Genomic DNA, 15808 nt, shown 5'->3' on the forward strand with positions numbered 1-15808 from the left:
ACACTCAATTTACAGGGAATACGAGGAACTGATGCAGTCAAAAATTAACTGGATTGATAACCTGCGAGGAATAGCGTGTCTGATGGTGGTCATGATCCACACGACGACCTGGTACGTCACGAATGCCCACAGCATCAGCCCCGTTAACTGGGATATCGCCAATATTCTCAACTCTGCGTCACGCGTCAGCGTGCCGCTATTCTTTATGATTTCCGGCTTTCTCTTTTTTGGCGAACGTAGCGCGCAGCCGCGGCACTTCATCCGCATCGCGGCCTGCCTGGGGTTCTACAGCGCCGTTGCCCTGCTCTATATCACGCTGTTCACCTCCATTAACGCCGGGTTATCGCTGAAATACGTGCTGCAAAAACCGGTGTTCTACCACCTGTGGTTCTTCTTCGCCATTATCGTTATCTATCTGGTCTCCCCGCTCATCCAGGTAAAAAACGTCAGCGGTAAAATGCTTCTGGCCCTGATGGTGGTTATCGGCATTGTCGCCAACCCGAATACGCTCTCACAGAAAATCGACGGATTTGAGTGGCTGCCGGTCAATCTCTATATCAACGGCGATACTTTTTACTACGTGCTTTACGGCATGCTGGGGCGCGCCATCGGGATGATGGACACGCAAAAACGCGGGTTGAACTGGCTCTGCGGGGCGCTGTTTATCGCTGGCGTGGTGGTGATTTCACGCGGGACGCTGCACGAATTGCAGTGGCGCGGCAATTTTGCCGATACCTGGTATCTCTATTGCGGGCCGATGGTCTTTATCTGTGCCGTTTCGCTGCTCACGCTTGCCAAAAATACCCTGAACGCGCGCGCCCTTCCCGTGCTGAGTATTATCTCGCGGCACTCTCTCGGGATTTACGGTTTTCACGCGCTGGTGATCCACGCGCTGCGCACGAGAGGCATTGAGCTAAAAAGCTGGCCGGTGCTGGATATCGTCTGGATTTTTGCCGCCACGCTGGCGATCAGCCTGCTGCTGTCGATGCTGCTGCAAAAAATAGACGTTCGCCGCTTCGTCAGCTAATGCTTCGCTGCCGGGCGCGATGGTACTGGCGAGGGGAGGAAAACCCCGCCGCCAGTGAAGCCTGCTCCACGCCGCGCCCCTGCAATAGCCACTGCTCCGCCACCGCCAGACGCAGCTGTTCCAGATAATCGCGAACGCTAATCCCTAAATGTGACTGGAAAAGCCGGGTGAGATGACGCGGGCTGACGTGCGCCAGTGCGGCAATGTCAGGCAAGCTCCACGTTTTTTGCGGCTCGGCAGTGAGCGCATCCTGCGCCCGATGAATCGCCGGGTGAAGATGATTGCGGTAGCGTAGCCACGGAGAGAGCTGGGGATCGTCACCGGAACGACGGAACCAGACCACCATCTCACGCGCCACGGTCAGCGCCTTTTCGGGGCCGCACAGGCGGTTAATCATGTGCAGCGCCAGATCGATGCCTGACGTGATCCCCGCGCTGGTCCAGATATTCTCATCCTGCACAAAGATGCGGTTTTCTTTAATCGTCGCCGTGGGGGCCGCGGTGCGTAAACGGCTAATAACGTCATGATGGGTCGTGCACTGTCGGTTGTTCAACAGGCCCGATTTCGCCGCCAGTAAGGCCCCTGAACAGACGCACATCACGGTGATTTCCTGGCGTTGGATCTGCGGCTGCAGGCGCATCAGCCAGTGCTGGATCTGCTGCGCCTGTGGCGTTGAGAACTGACTGCGGGAGTCGCTCACACCCGGCAGCACCAGCAGGCTGCCTTCCGGCAGACGCTCCGGCAGCGGCTGAATGCCGCTCATCGTCAGGCCAATGGACGTCGGAACCTCCGGCTGCGGGCCAATGTAATGCAGGCGAAACGCGTCGCCTGCCAGCACAAAGGTTTCTGCCGGGCCGGTCATGTCTAATGACAGCACCCCGGGCAACATCACGAACCAGACGTCGATGCGCATTACAGTGACTCCAGCGTCTCCGCTACCGTTTTAATCTCGGCAAAACGCCCGGAAAGTACCGTCTCGGTACGATGGCGAATTTCCGCTGCGCTAAGGGTTATCCCCTTGTACGTCATGGGAAACGTCAGCGTTGCCTCACTAACAAAGGTCACAGCATAACCCAGATCGGATGCCACCCGGGCGGTGGTTTCACAACATTGTTCAGTGCGAATGCCGCAGATAATCAGCTGGTTGATATCACGCTCGCGCAGCCAGCGGTCAAGCCCGGTATCCGTGAAGGCATTATGGACGTGTTTCTGGAAAACCACATCCGGCTGATGACGTAAAAAGGCCATCGGTTTGACATAGCCGCTTTCGAGGGTGAAAGGACCGTCTTCATCCACGTGAAAAATATCAACGACCGGAATATTGTGCGCCTGACAGCCTTCAATCAGCCCCAGCATCGCCTGCTGAAAGGCAGGAATTTCGTCCTCCTGCCAGTAATTGCGGTGATGGAATGACTGCTGAGTATCGATGTTGATTAATGCAATGCGTGACATGATGGTTCTCCTCGCCAGTGGGTGTGACACCATACTGGCAAGGAAATGAAGGCACGCACAGACCAAAAAAGGACATCCTCGTGCCTCTCCCGGACAAGCGTATTTACGACATCAGCGGCAGCAGCTGTTGGTAGATTTTGCGGAACACGTCGCGCCTCTCCGCGTACCGCGCATGGCGCGCCGCGTCAGGCAAATGCGCCTGTTCAAGCGTAAGCTGCGGCAACAGTTGCGAAAGCGGTTGTTCCGGATGAATGGCTATCTGCGCCAGACGCGCGGCACCGAGCGCGGGCCCGACGTCCCCCCCGGTGCGGAAATCCAGCTGCAACCCGCTTATATCAGACAGCATCTGTCGCCAGTAAGGGCTTCGCGCACCGCCGCCAATCAGGGTGACGCTCGTCGGTTTCAGGCCGCAGTCGTGCACCACGTCCATCCCGTCGGCCAGCGCATAGCCCACGCCTTCCAAAACCGCACGCGCCAGTTCTGCCGGGCCATGTTGATGGGTTAAGCCAAAGAACACCCCTTTCGCTTCCGGGTTGTTGTGCGGCGTACGCTCGCCGGAAAGATACGGTAAAAACCAGACGGTACCCGCAGCGTCATCCGCCTGCTGGGCTGTGGAAATGAGCGCCGGAACGTCGGCCATGCCGGTGAGTTTTGCCGCCCAGTCCAGGCAGGATGCCGCGCTGAGCATCACCGACATCAAATGCCATTTCCCGGGAAGGGCATGACAGAAACTGTGCACAGCGCTTTCAGGATTACTGCGATACCCGTCGCTGACGGCAAAATAGACGCCGGACGTTCCCAGCGACAGCATTGCCTGGCCCGCCTCAACCATGCCGACACCGACAGCGCCCGCCGCGTTATCGCCGCCCCCGGCCACCACCGGTACGGCAGGCATATTCCAGCGCTCAGCAACGGCTGGCAGCAGCGCGCCTGTCACCTCACAGCCTTCGTACAGCGCGGGCATATGTTCCCGGGTCAGATGGCAGGCATCCAGCATCGCCTCGCTCCAGTCGCGCTTCGCCACGTCGAGCCACATGGTGCCCGCGGCATCCGACATGTCGCTGGCGAAATCGCCCGTTATGCGAAAACGCAGATAGTCTTTCGGCAGCAGGACTTTCGCCACCTGACGGAAAATCTCCGGTTCGTGGCGCTGCACCCACAGCAATTTGGGCGCAGTAAAGCCGGGCATCATCAGGTTGCCGGTAATCTCCCGGGAATTGGGCACGCGTTCCCCAAGAAGCGCGCACTCTTCCGCACAGCGGCCATCGTTCCAGAGGATCGCTGGACGCAGCACGCGATGCTGGCTGTCGAGCAGCGTAGCGCCGTGCATTTGTCCGGCAATTCCCAGCGCTTTCACGTCACGAAGGCTGTGCTGCTCACCTAAGGCTTTGATTGCGCGGTCCGTCGCCTGCCACCACTGTTCCGGATCCTGTTCCGACCACAGCGGATGCGGACGTGAAACCTGCAGCGTTTCCGTCTGCGTTGCTAACACGTCGCCCTGCTCGCTCAACAGGATGGCTTTCACACCCGATGTGCCAAGATCGATCCCGATATACATTACGGTGACTCCTTTAACAGAAATGCCCGGTGGCGCTAACGCTTACCGGGCCTACGTGCATCTTCAGCTCAATCACTTATCAAACAGATAGTGGTTTACGAGATTTTCCAGCAGTTCCTGATGCCCGCTCTGGTGCTGCGGCGCCAGCTGATGTTGTTCAGCGTACTTCGCGATTTCCGCAAGTGATAACTGCCCTTTCAAAATTTGCTGGCCCAGCTCACTGTTCCAGCCGCTGTAACGCTTCGCTACGCGTTTATCCAGCTCGCCGTCTTCAATCATACGAGCCGCCACTTTCAGCGCCAGCGCCATGGTGTCCATCGCGCCAATGTGGCCGTAGAACAGATCGTATTTGTCGGTGCTCTGACGACGCACCTTGGCGTCAAAGTTCAGGCCGCCGGTGGTGAAACCGCCCGCTTTGACGATTTCGTACATCACCAGCGCATTCTCTTCCACGCTGTTCGGGAATTGATCGGTGTCCCAGCCCAGCTGTGCATCGCCACGGTTCGCATCGACAGAGCCGAAAATGCCCAGCGCAATCGCAGACGCGATCTCGTGATGGAAAGAATGGCCCGCCAGCGTGGCGTGGTTGGCTTCAATGTTCACTTTGATCTCTTTTTCCAGACCGAACTGCTTCAGGAAGCCATACACCGTCGCCACGTCGTAGTCATACTGATGCTTGGTCGGTTCCTGCGGTTTCGGCTCAATCAGCAGCGTGCCGCGGAAGCCGATTTTGTGCTTATGGTCGACAACCATCTGCATAAAGCGGCCAATCTGCTCGCGCTCCTGACGCAGGTCGGTGTTCAGCAGCGTTTCATAACCTTCACGGCCACCCCACAGGACATAGTTCTCGCCACCCAGCTGATGCGTAGCGTTCATTGCCGTCACCACCTGCGTGGCTGCCCAGCTAAACACTTCCGGATCCGGATTGGTTGCCGCGCCCGCGCCGTAGCGTGGGTTGGTGAAGCAGTTTGCCGTGCCCCAGAGCAGCTTCACGCCGCTTTGCTGCTGTTTCGCCGCCAGTACATCCACCATCTGCGCAAAATTGTTCAGATACTCTTTCAGCGACGCGCCTTCCGGCGACACGTCCACGTCATGGAAGCAGTAGTACGGTACGTTCAGCTTGTGGAAGAACTCAAATGCGACATCGGCTTTGCGCTTTGCCAGCTCAATGGCCTCACCCGGCTGCTGCCACGGGCGGTCAAAGGAACCCACGCCGAACATATCGGCGCCGTTCCAGCAGAAGGTATGCCAGTAACAGGCGGCAAAGCGCAGATGATCTTCCATGCGCTTACCCAGCACCAGCTCATCCGGGTTGTAGTGACGAAATGCTAGAGGATTGGTCGTTTTTGGGCCTTCGTAACGAACACGATCGAGTTGGTCGAAATAAGCTTGCATATTGAGCTCCATAATCAGGGTATGCGGCGAGTCGTTGATACAGGAGTAATAGTGAATAGACATTTTGGGTTGCTCAATTACGTTATTTCACACTGCTATTGAGAGAATGCACAACTGTGCGCTGGCTCGCAAAATAATGCGCAGACAAACTATTTTTCGGCGCGTATTCCAGAATCAAATGTAATTAAGACGTTACGTATTTTAAAATCCGATCGCGGTCATAAATTCAGAAATAAACCAAATATCATAATGAGAAGATAAAAATCTGTAATTGCCAGCCCGCCTTTCCGCGTTAAAAATTTGCTGCGTCTCAGTAGTGAATGTTTCTTTTATCTCAGCAACACATACCCCTACAAAAAGGCCTAATAATTATGAAGATAAAGAACCTGACTCTAACGCTCTGCACTACGCTTCTCCTTGCAAGCTTTGCAGGACATGCCAAAGAGGTCAAAATTGGTATGGCGATTGACGACCTGCGCCTGGAGCGCTGGCAAAAAGATCGCGATATTTTTGTGAAGAAAGCAGAATCCCTCGGCGCTAGCGTGTTTGTTCAGTCGGCTAACGGCAACGAAGAAACACAAATGTCGCAGATCGAGAATATGATCAACCGTGGCGTCGATGTTCTGGTCATTATCCCCTATAACGGCCAGGTATTAAGTAACGTGGTGAAAGAAGCCAAACAGGAAGGCATAAAAGTCCTGGCCTATGACCGCATGATTAATAATGCGGATATTGATTATTATATTTCGTTCGACAATGAAAAAGTCGGGGAATTACAGGCGCAAAGCCTGATCGACAAAGTGCCTCAGGGCAATTATTTCCTGATGGGCGGCTCTCCGGTAGATAACAACGCCAAACTGTTCCGCGAAGGGCAAATGAAAGTCCTTAAGCCGTACATCGACAACGGGAAAATTAAAGTGGTTGGCGATCAGTGGGCCGACGGCTGGCTGCCAGAAAACGCGCTGAAAATTATGGAAAACGCGCTGACGGCCAACAACAACAAAATTGATGCGGTTGTGGCCTCCAACGATGCCACTGCAGGCGGCGCTATCCAGGCCCTGAGCGCACAGGGGCTGGCCGGAAAAGTCGCCATTTCAGGACAGGATGCCGATCTGGCTGGCGTAAAACGCATTATCGCAGGCACCCAAACCATGACGGTCTACAAACCGATTACCCAGCTGGCCAATACGGCGGCGGAAATCGCCGTGGAGCTGGGCAATGGCAAACAACCTAAAGCAGACGCAACGCTGAATAACGGCCTGAAAGACGTTCCGGCTCGCCTGCTCACGCCGATTGAAGTCAATAAAGAGAACATTGACGCCACCGTGGTTAAAGACGGTTTCCACAAGAAGAGCGAACTGTAATCCGGCGCGGCCCCTGCTCTGCGGGGGCGCATCACGTTGTACTGTTCTTCCCTCGGGTTATGTGGAGCGGTTATGCCCTATTTACTTGAAATGAAAAGCATCACCAAGCGCTTCGGCACGGTGAAAGCCGTCGACAACGTTAGCCTCCGGTTGAACCCCGGCGAAGTGGTTTCACTGTGCGGCGAGAACGGCTCGGGCAAGTCGACGCTGATGAAAGTGCTGTGCGGGATCTACCCACACGGCAGCTACGAAGGCGAAATCGTCTTTGCCGGTGAAGTGATTCAGGCGACACACATCCGCGATACCGAACGCAAAGGCATCGCCATCATCCACCAGGAGCTGGCGCTGGTGAAGCATCTCACCGTGCTGGAGAACATCTTCCTCGGGGCCGAAATTTCCCACCGCGGCATGCTGGATTACGACACCATGACGCTCCGCTGCGAAAAGCTGCTGGCGCAGGTGAGCCTCAACATTTCACCGGATACCCGCGTGGGGGATCTGGGCCTGGGTCAACAGCAGCTGGTCGAAATAGCGAAGGCGCTAAATAAACAGGTCAGGCTGCTGATCCTTGATGAGCCAACGGCCTCGCTTACCGAACAGGAAACCGCGGTTCTGCTCAACATCATCCGCGATCTGCAAAACCACGGCATCGCCTGTATCTACATTTCGCACAAGCTGAACGAGGTCAAAGCCATTTCGGACACCATCTGCGTGATCCGCGACGGGCAGCACATCGGCACACGTGAAGCCACCGGGATGAGCGAAGATGACATCATCACCATGATGGTGGGCCGCGAGCTGACGGCGCTCTACCCGAATGAGCCTCACGCTAAGGGCGATGAAGTGCTGCGCGTGGAAAACCTGACCGCGTGGCACCCCGTTAACCGCCACATCAAGCGCGTCAATAACGTCTCGTTTTCCCTTCACAGCGGTGAAATTCTTGGGATTGCCGGCCTCGTCGGTGCCGGACGCACCGAAGCCGTACAGTGCCTGTTTGGCGTGTGGCCGGGGCGCTGGGAGGGCACGGTTTATATCGACGGCCAGCCGGTGAAAATCGACAACTGCCAGCAGGCGATTGCCCACGGTATTGCCATGGTGCCGGAAGATCGTAAGAAAGACGGCATCGTACCGGTGATGGCGGTGGGTAAAAACATTACGCTTGCGGCACTCGATCGGTTCTCCGGCGCGCTGAGCAGCCTGGACGACGCCGCCGAGCAGCAGTGCATCCTCCAGTCGCTTGCCCGGCTGAAGGTCAAAACCTCCTCGCCGGAACTGGCTATTGGCCGTCTGAGCGGGGGAAACCAGCAGAAGGCGATTCTGGCGCGCTGCCTGCTTCTCAATCCACGCATATTAATTCTTGATGAGCCAACGCGCGGGATTGATATCGGTGCCAAATATGAAATCTACAAACTGATTAATCAGCTTGTACAGCAAGGGATTGCCGTCATTGTCATTTCGTCTGAATTACCCGAAGTGCTCGGACTGAGCGACCGCGTGCTGGTCATGCATGAGGGAAAACTGAAAGCCAACCTGATTAACCAGAACCTGACGCAGGAGCAGGTGATGGAAGCCGCTTTAAGGAGCGAACGTCATGTCGAAAAGCAATCCGTCTGATATCAAAGTCGCTGTTCCGACGCCCGGTGCGTTCGCGGGGCTAAAAGCGCTTAACCTGCAGGTTTTCGTGATGATCGCGGCCATTATCGTCATCATGCTGTTCTTTACCTGGATGACCGATGGCTCGTACTTAAGCGCACGTAACGTCTCTAACCTGCTCCGCCAGACCGCCATCACCGGCATTCTGGCCGTGGGCATGGTGTTCGTGATTATCTCCGCGGAGATCGACCTGTCGGTCGGGTCGATGATGGGCCTACTCGGCGGCGTGGCGGCGATTTTTGACGTCTGGCTCGGCTGGCCACTGCCGCTGACCGTGGCGGTCACGCTGGTGCTGGGTCTGGTACTGGGAGCCTGGAACGGCTGGTGGGTTGCCTACCGTAAGGTGCCATCGTTCATTGTCACCCTGGCGGGGATGCTGGCCTTTCGCGGGATCTTAATCGGCATCACTAACGGCACCACCGTCTCCCCGACCAGTGCAGCCATGTCGCAGATTGGCCAGAGTTACCTCTCGGATACCGTGGGCTTTACCCTCGGTGTGGTGGGGTTGCTGGGGTTTGTCGCGTGGCAGTGGCGTGGACGCATGCGCCGTCAGGCGCTGGGGCTGGCTTCTCCAGCGTCAACGTCGGTAGTGGGGCGTCAGGCGCTCACGGCGGTCATTGTGCTGGGCGCCATCTGGCTTTTAAACGACTATCGCGGCGTTCCGACCCCCGTCCTGCTGCTGGCGCTTTTACTGCTGGCCGGTATGTTTATGGCGACGCGCACCGCGTTTGGCCGCCGTATTTATGCCATAGGCGGCAACCTTGAAGCTGCCCGCCTCTCAGGTATCAATGTCGAACGTACCAAGCTGGCAGTTTTCGCCATTAACGGCCTGATGGTCGCTATCGCCGGGCTGATCCTCAGCTCGCGTCTGGGCGCCGGCTCGCCCTCCGCCGGTAACATCGCCGAGCTGGATGCTATCGCCGCCTGCGTCATTGGCGGCACCAGCCTCGCAGGGGGTATCGGGAGCGTGGCAGGCGCGGTCATGGGGGCATTTATCATGGCGTCGTTGGATAACGGGATGAGTATGATGGACGTCCCGACGTTTTGGCAGTATATCGTCAAGGGGGCCATTCTTTTACTGGCAGTCTGGATGGATTCGGCCACCAAGCGACGGGCCTGATAACCGTATTGTGACTTAATTGGGAAGTGAGCCATGTTTGAAAAGCGTCACCGCATTACGTTGTTATTCAATGCCAATAAGGCCTACGACCGTCAGGTGGTGGAAGGCGTTGGTGAATATTTGCAGGCGTCGCAATCCGAATGGGATATTTTTATTGAAGAAGATTTTCGCACCCGTCTGGAGAACATTAAAGACTGGCTGGGCGATGGCGTCATCGCCGATTATGACGATCCCGTCATCGAACAGCTGCTGACCGACGTCGACGTCCCGATAGTGGGCGTCGGCGGCTCCTACCATTCGCCCGAACACTATCCGCCGGTCCACTACATTGCCACCGATAACCATGCCCTGGTCGAGGCCGCCTTTCTTCATTTAAAAGAGAAAGGCGTCCATCGCTTCGCGTTTTATGGGTTACCAGCCACCAGCGGCAAGCGCTGGGCCGTCGAACGCGAGCACGCGTTTTGCCAGCTGGTCGCGCAGGAGAAATACCGTGGCGTGGTCTATCAGGGGCTGGAGACCGCGCCGGAAAACTGGCAGCACGCGCAAAACCGCCTGGCGGACTGGCTGCAAACGCTGCCGCCCCAAACCGGTATTATCGCCGTGACGGACGCTCGCGCGCGGCACGTGCTGCAGGTCTGCGAACATTTACACATTCCGGTGCCCGAAAAGCTGTGCGTGATAGGCATTGATAACGAAGAACTGACCCGCTATCTGTCTCGCGTGGCGCTCTCCTCCGTTGCTCAGGGCACGCGTCAGATGGGCTATCAGGCGGCGAAGCTGCTGCATCGTCTGCTCGATAAAGAATCTCTGCCGCTTCAGCGTTTGCTCGTGCCTCCTGTCCGCGTCGTGGAACGTCGCTCAACCGATTATCGCTCCTTAAGCGACCCGGCCGTCATTCAGGCCATGCACTACATTCGCAACCACGCCTGCAAAGGGATAAAGGTCGATCAGGTGCTGGATTCGGTGGGCATTTCGCGTTCGAATCTGGAGAAGCGTTTTAAAGAAGAGGTGGGCGAAACCATTCATGCCGTCATCCATGCTGAAAAGCTGGAGAAAGCACGCAGCCTGCTCATTTCCACGTCGCTGTCGATCAACGAAATCTCGCAGATGTGCGGTTACCCGTCTCTGCAATATTTCTATTCCGTGTTTCGCAAGGAGTATGAGACCACGCCGAAGGAGTATCGGGATCGCTACAGCGAGGTGCTGATATAGAAAAGAAAACGCCTTCCAGTGGAAGGCGTTTTTTTAGATTACATATGGGCGGCGATTAAACGCTGGTTATCCTGGTACATGGCGAACAGATAGTTGTTATAGCTCTGTCCCTTTGTCGAATAACCTTTCAGCTTGTGGATCATCGTACTGGCCGTCACTTCCTGGTCCGCTTTACGCAGCTGAGCGCGTGATTTACGGAACGATGAGTAGGCCGGATGCGTGTTCAGATTCACCACATAGGCGCTGACGGAATCTTTCACAGATTCAAACTGCGAATAGCCTTTCACCTTGCCAGGGGCATTATTACAACGACCTTTCACACATTTCATGCCGAAAAGGTTGTTGTTGCTACGCGCAAGCTTAGAAGTACCCCAGCCGCTTTCGGCAGCAGCCATGGTCGCAACCATGCTGCCCGGGATGATATCCACACGCTCAAGGAGAGCATTCCACGGCACACGACGCGTGTTACCGTTCCAGCTCAGCTTGTAGCGCTTCGTGATATCTTTCAGACGCGCGCGCTCTGACGGCGACCAGCGGCTATCGTACTGCTTGGAAATCAGCCAGTTACGATCCGCAGTAATCGCGGCATTTTGACTCGTGATGTAAGGCATTACCGTCCGGAGAAACGCTTTTTTCCTTGGTGTTCCGGAAGGGTATTTTCGCAAATCAGGAAGTGAACTACTCTTTGCACTATTGCGAGAATACTCTTGTTTACTGCTAACCTTACTACTTGTCGTCTTTATTACGTGGGCTTTCTTACTCGTTGTATCCGTGTGCGTCTTCGCAAGCACCTCACCCGAAAATGCCGTGGTGAGTAACATGAGTATCGCAGCCCCATATCGTCGAATGGGAGTCGATATCATTAGGTCTCCTGGTCGGATGTAATCATCCCAACACCTTATTTTTTTCACAAATTTGAGAGCGGAATCTCAAATCATATCAAAAATAGACTTCAAGAGCACGTATAGAAATAGTCCAATTCCGAAACTATGTCACCTGAAACTTGCTCATAAAAACATCATTCCACAAAAACTGTGTGCGCTATCGCAGATAACTACCTAATTTTGCGCGAGATCACTCATCCTCACGCTTCCTCCCGGCAGAAAGCGGCAGGGGATGAGTTTTTGCCCCTCGCCTGATGGCACACTGGTCAAAAATGCCGCGACAGGAAAAAGGAATGAAACGTACCGCATTAGCCTTTCTGATGTTACCCGCACTGGCGCATGCCGACTGGTCATCGCCGGGGTTTAGCGCATTTAGCGCCGAAGGCACCGGGGTCTTCACCAGCCAGGCAAAGCTTGCGAAGGGTACGCGTCCTCTGACGCTGAGTTTTGACAAGACGTGCTGGCAGCCTGCGGACGCGATAAAACTCAATGAGATGCTGTCGCTCAAGCCCTGTGATGGCACGCCGCCGCAGTGGCGCCTTTTTCGCGACGGTGACTACCAGATGCGGATTGATACCCGCTCCGGCACGCCCACCCTGCTGCTGACGATTCAGAGTGCCGCAGAACAGCCGGTTGCAAACGTCATCCGCCAGTGTCCGAAGTGGGACGGTAAACCGCTGACGCTGGACGTCAGCAGTACCTTCCCGGAAGGCTCCGTCGTGCGCGACTACTACAGTAAACAGACGGCGACGGTGCAGAATGGAAAAATCACCCTGCAGCCAGCCGCCCACGGTAACGGCCTGCTGCTGCTTGAGCGCGCCGAAACCGACAAGCCTGCGCCGTTTAGCTGGCAAAACGCCACCGTCTATTTTGTGCTGACCGACCGTTATGTGAATGGTGACCCGGGCAACGACAACAGCTACGGTCGTCATAAAGACGGTATGCAGGAGATTGGCACCTTCCACGGCGGGGATCTCAAAGGACTTGCCGGCAAGCTCGATTATTTACAGCAGCTGGGGGTGAACGCGCTCTGGATAAGCTCTCCGCTTGAGCAGATCCACGGCTGGGTAGGCGGTGGCACAAAAGGAGATTTCCCGCATTACGCCTATCACGGCTACTACACCCAGGACTGGACGAAGCTCGACGCCAACATGGGAACCGAAGATGATTTACGCCATCTTGTCGACGAAGCGCACAAGCGCGGGATCCGCGTTCTGTTTGATATCGTCATGAACCACGTTGGCTATGCCACGCTGGCAGACATGCAGGAATTTCAGTTTGGTGCCCTGTACCTTCAGGGTGATGAGCTGAAAAAGACGCTGGGAGAACGCTGGACGGACTGGAAGCCGGGCGCGGGCCAAAGCTGGCACAGCTTTAACGACTACATCAACTTCAGCGACAAAGCCGCATGGGAGAAATGGTGGGGCAAAAAATGGATCCGCACGGACATCGGCGATTACGACAACCCCGGCTTCGACGATTTGACCATGTCGCTGGCATTTCTGCCGGATCTGAAAACGGAATCCACGACGCCTTCCGGATTGCCTAACTTTTACCAACACAAGCCCGACACCCACGCGAAGGCCATCCCCGTATATACCCCGCGCGATTATCTGACCCACTGGCTCAGCCAGTGGGTACGTGACTACGGCATCGACGGTTTCCGGGTGGATACGGCGAAACACGTTGAGCTTGCGGCCTGGCAACAGCTGAAAGACCAGGCAAGCCAGGCGCTGGCCGCCTGGAAAGGGGCGAACCCGGACAAAAAGCTCGACAACGCACCGTTCTGGATGACCGGGGAGTCCTGGGGCCACGGGGTGATGCAAAGCGATTATTACCGCCACGGTTTTGATGCGATGATCAACTTTGACTATCAGGAGCAGGCGGCAAAAGCGGTGGATTGTCTGGCCGATATGGATCTCACCTGGCAGCAGATGGCGGAAAAGCTGCAAAGCTTCAACGTGCTGAGCTATCTCTCATCACACGATACGCGTCTGTTCCGCGAAGGGGGCCAGCGCGCGGCGGAGCTGCTTCTGCTGGCACCCGGCAGCGTACAAATCTATTACGGTGATGAATCCGAGCGTCCGTTCGGTCCGACGGGTTCTGATCCATTACAGGGCACCCGGTCAGATATGAACTGGCAGGACGTCACGGGCAAGCAGGCCCTAACCGTCGCCCACTGGCAAACGCTGGGTCAGTTCCGCGCCCGCCATCCGGCGATTGGTGAAGGCAAACAAACCACGCTGTCGCTGAACGAGGGGTATGGCTTCGTGCGCGAGCACAAGGGCGATAAGGTGATGGTGGTATGGGCAGGTAATCAATAACGACACACTCCAGTTCCCTCTCCCTGTGGGAGAGGGTTAGGGTGAGGGGAAACCCACCAGAACTATTCACTACACAAATACACTTCCGCCCTATAAAACAACAAATCCGACCACATCACCCGATTTGCACCAGCACGGTGCTAGCGTTATGGTTACCCACTTTCAAAATAAGCTCGACAGATCACCTGCTATGACGTTTTCACTTTTCGGCGACAAATTTACCCGCCATTCAGGCATTACTCGCCTGATGGAGGATCTCAACGACGGGCTGCGCACACCGGGCGCAATCATGCTCGGCGGCGGAAACCCGGCTCAAATCCCGGAGATGAATACCTATTTCCAGACGCTGCTCGCTCAGATGCTGGAAAGCGGCAAAGCAACCGATGCGCTTTGCAATTACGACGGCCCGCAGGGTAAAACCGAACTGCTGGCACTCCTCGCCGAAATGCTGCGTGACGAGCTGGGTTGGGATATCGAACCACAGAATATTGCACTGACAAACGGCAGTCAGAGCGCGTTTTTCTACTTGTTTAACCTGTTCGCAGGGCGTCGCGCCGACGGCACCACCAAAAAAGTGCTGTTCCCGCTAGCACCGGAGTATATCGGCTACGCTGATTCCGGCCTGGAAGAGGATCTGTTCGTCTCCGCGCGCCCGAACATCGAGCTGCTGCCGGAAGGCCAGTTCAAATATCACGTCGATTTTGAACACCTGCATATTGGTGAAGAGACGGGCATGATCTGCGTATCGCGCCCGACTAACCCAACGGGCAACGTGATCACCGACGACGAACTGATGAAGCTGGATGCGCTGGCGAATCAGCACGGCATTCCGCTGGTGATCGATAACGCCTACGGCGTGCCGTTCCCGGGCATTATCTTCAGCGAAGCACGTCCGCTGTGGAACCCGAACATTGTCCTGTGCATGAGCCTCTCTAAGCTGGGTCTGCCGGGCAGCCGCTGCGGCATCATCATCGCCAACGAGAAAATCATCACCGCCATTACCAATATGAACGGCATTATCAGCCTTTCACCGGGCGGCATTGGCCCGGCGATGATGTGTGAAATGATTAAGCGCAACGACCTGCTGCGTCTGTCGAATGATGTGATCAAGCCATTCTATTACCAGCGCGTTCAGGAGACGATTGCGATACTTCGCCGCTATTTGCCGGAAGAACGCTGCCTGATCCACAAACCTGAAGGAGCAATTTTCCTGTGGCTGTGGTTTAAGGATTTGCCTGTCACCACCGAACTGCTCTACCAGCGCCTGAAAAAGCGCGGCGTTCTGATGGTACCGGGCGATTATTTCTTCCCGGGACTGGATAAGCCGTGGCCGCATACGCACCAGTGCATGCGCATGAACTACGTACCCGATCCGGAAAAAATCGAAGCGGGTGTTAAAATTCTCGCCGAAGAAATTGAAAAAGCCTGGCGCGAAGGCAATTGTTAAATATTAAGGTTCTTCGGATGAAGAGCCTTATTTTTATCGTGATCTATATATTTTATAAAGGATATATCCTTCAGCTTTATTGCCCTATTATTTAAAGGGATTATTTAGGATAATTCCTGTTGTTTTAATGGCACTATAGTAATTCAAAAATAATTAAGTAGACATTAAATAATAACTTAATCAACTCATTGTTATATAAGATTTAAAACAAACAACGCTGGTAAAAAAATATCCTCGAAGCGAGTCTGTGTGCATTTTTAAAATACTGCATATACTCACTAATACGCCGCTCGGCGTTCTATTGCGTGGAGTATTTTTATGCTACCTAATAATGCTAGTCGCATCAGCGTAATTGCTGCTGCGGTACTGCTC

The 15808-nt window shown here is 55.3% G+C and carries 12 protein-coding genes; 7 read left to right on the top strand and 5 right to left on the bottom strand.

Going from position 1 to position 15808, the window contains the following annotated elements; genetic code table 11:
- Positions 1 to 31 precede the first annotated feature (31 nt).
- Positions 32 to 1027: an acyltransferase gene (locus QMN93_RS14350; protein WP_182382814.1), complete on the top strand. Its 996-nt coding sequence runs from the start codon at positions 32 to 34 to the stop codon at positions 1025 to 1027.
- On the opposite strand, the gene QMN93_RS14355 is transcribed toward QMN93_RS14350, so the two are convergent.
- From QMN93_RS14355 to xylA, 4 genes are all read right to left on the bottom strand, one after another.
- A complete protein-coding gene (locus QMN93_RS14355) occupies positions 1020 to 1940 on the bottom strand; it encodes a GlxA family transcriptional regulator (RefSeq protein ID WP_182382815.1) in 921 nt (306 codons plus the stop codon). The genes QMN93_RS14350 and QMN93_RS14355 overlap by 8 nt on opposite strands.
- Positions 1940 to 2479 (bottom strand): isochorismatase family protein, encoded by a 540-nt coding sequence (locus QMN93_RS14360; protein ID WP_094935101.1) that lies wholly within the window; start codon positions 2477 to 2479, stop codon positions 1940 to 1942. The genes QMN93_RS14355 and QMN93_RS14360 overlap by 1 nt, the downstream gene beginning before the upstream one ends.
- Before the next feature lie 103 nt (positions 2480 to 2582).
- Positions 2583 to 4037, bottom strand: coding sequence for a xylulokinase (xylB, locus tag QMN93_RS14365; protein ID WP_193138769.1), 1455 nt, complete (start codon positions 4035 to 4037; stop codon positions 2583 to 2585).
- Positions 4038 to 4109: 72 nt separating this feature from the next.
- Positions 4110 to 5432, bottom strand: a complete 1323-nt coding sequence (gene xylA / locus QMN93_RS14370; RefSeq protein WP_109845864.1) for a xylose isomerase — start codon at positions 5430 to 5432, stop codon at positions 4110 to 4112.
- A 371-nt stretch (positions 5433 to 5803) separates the two neighbouring features.
- Between xylA and xylF the strand changes: the two genes are divergently transcribed.
- The 4 genes from xylF (at position 5804) to xylR (ending at position 10781) form a co-directional block, all read left to right on the top strand.
- Positions 5804 to 6796, top strand: a complete 993-nt coding sequence (gene xylF, locus QMN93_RS14375) for a D-xylose ABC transporter substrate-binding protein (protein ID WP_032650791.1) — start codon at positions 5804 to 5806, stop codon at positions 6794 to 6796.
- A 72-nt stretch (positions 6797 to 6868) separates the two neighbouring features.
- Positions 6869 to 8410, top strand: a complete 1542-nt coding sequence (locus QMN93_RS14380; RefSeq protein WP_182382817.1) for a xylose ABC transporter ATP-binding protein — start codon at positions 6869 to 6871, stop codon at positions 8408 to 8410.
- Positions 8388 to 9569, top strand: coding sequence for a xylose ABC transporter permease XylH (gene xylH / locus QMN93_RS14385; protein ID WP_033147011.1), 1182 nt, complete (start codon positions 8388 to 8390; stop codon positions 9567 to 9569). The genes QMN93_RS14380 and xylH overlap by 23 nt, the downstream gene beginning before the upstream one ends.
- Positions 9570 to 9602: 33 nt before the next feature.
- The gene (xylR, locus tag QMN93_RS14390) at positions 9603 to 10781 is read left to right on the top strand and encodes a D-xylose utilization transcriptional activator XylR (protein WP_048975573.1); all 1179 of its coding nucleotides are present in this window, start codon (positions 9603 to 9605) and stop codon (positions 10779 to 10781) included.
- A 38-nt stretch (positions 10782 to 10819) separates the two neighbouring features.
- On the opposite strand, the gene QMN93_RS14395 is transcribed toward xylR, so the two are convergent.
- The gene (locus QMN93_RS14395; RefSeq protein WP_032661838.1) at positions 10820 to 11644 is read right to left on the bottom strand and encodes a protein bax; all 825 of its coding nucleotides are present in this window, start codon (positions 11642 to 11644) and stop codon (positions 10820 to 10822) included.
- 314 nt (positions 11645 to 11958) lie between these two features.
- Here QMN93_RS14395 and QMN93_RS14400 point away from each other — a divergent pair, with 314 nt between their 5' ends.
- Positions 11959 to 13989: an alpha-amylase gene (locus tag QMN93_RS14400; RefSeq protein WP_182382818.1), complete on the top strand. Its 2031-nt coding sequence runs from the start codon at positions 11959 to 11961 to the stop codon at positions 13987 to 13989.
- A gap of 190 nt (positions 13990 to 14179) precedes the next feature.
- On the top strand, positions 14180 to 15436 hold the full coding sequence (gene avtA, locus QMN93_RS14405) for a valine--pyruvate transaminase (RefSeq protein WP_033147014.1): 1257 nt from the start codon (positions 14180 to 14182) through the stop codon (positions 15434 to 15436).
- The last annotated feature ends 372 nt before the right edge of the window (positions 15437 to 15808 follow it).

Source organism: Enterobacter sp. R-1.6.2 (assembly GCF_035064085.1).
In the GTDB taxonomy this organism is placed as follows: domain Bacteria; phylum Pseudomonadota; class Gammaproteobacteria; order Enterobacterales; family Enterobacteriaceae; genus Enterobacter; species Enterobacter asburiae_B.

What these genes read in the sequence shown, in the direction of transcription:
- xylR (WP_048975573.1), top strand. Translation starts at nt 9,603, where the DNA reads ATGTTTGAAAAGCGTCACCGCATTACGTTGTTATTCAATGCCAATAAG.
- QMN93_RS14350 (WP_182382814.1), top strand. Translation starts at nt 32, where the DNA reads ATGCAGTCAAAAATTAACTGGATTGATAACCTGCGAGGAATAGCGTGT.
- QMN93_RS14360 (WP_094935101.1), bottom strand. Translation starts at nt 2,479, where the DNA reads ATGTCACGCATTGCATTAATCAACATCGATACTCAGCAGTCATTCCAT.
- QMN93_RS14395 (WP_032661838.1), bottom strand. Translation starts at nt 11,644, where the DNA reads ATGATATCGACTCCCATTCGACGATATGGGGCTGCGATACTCATGTTA.
- QMN93_RS14380 (WP_182382817.1), top strand. Translation starts at nt 6,869, where the DNA reads ATGCCCTATTTACTTGAAATGAAAAGCATCACCAAGCGCTTCGGCACG.
- xylA (WP_109845864.1), bottom strand. Translation starts at nt 5,432, where the DNA reads ATGCAAGCTTATTTCGACCAACTCGATCGTGTTCGTTACGAAGGCCCA.
- QMN93_RS14400 (WP_182382818.1), top strand. Translation starts at nt 11,959, where the DNA reads ATGAAACGTACCGCATTAGCCTTTCTGATGTTACCCGCACTGGCGCAT.
- xylB (WP_193138769.1), bottom strand. Translation starts at nt 4,037, where the DNA reads ATGTATATCGGGATCGATCTTGGCACATCGGGTGTGAAAGCCATCCTG.
- avtA (WP_033147014.1), top strand. Translation starts at nt 14,180, where the DNA reads ATGACGTTTTCACTTTTCGGCGACAAATTTACCCGCCATTCAGGCATT.
- xylH (WP_033147011.1), top strand. Translation starts at nt 8,388, where the DNA reads ATGTCGAAAAGCAATCCGTCTGATATCAAAGTCGCTGTTCCGACGCCC.
- xylF (WP_032650791.1), top strand. Translation starts at nt 5,804, where the DNA reads ATGAAGATAAAGAACCTGACTCTAACGCTCTGCACTACGCTTCTCCTT.
- QMN93_RS14355 (WP_182382815.1), bottom strand. Translation starts at nt 1,940, where the DNA reads ATGCGCATCGACGTCTGGTTCGTGATGTTGCCCGGGGTGCTGTCATTA.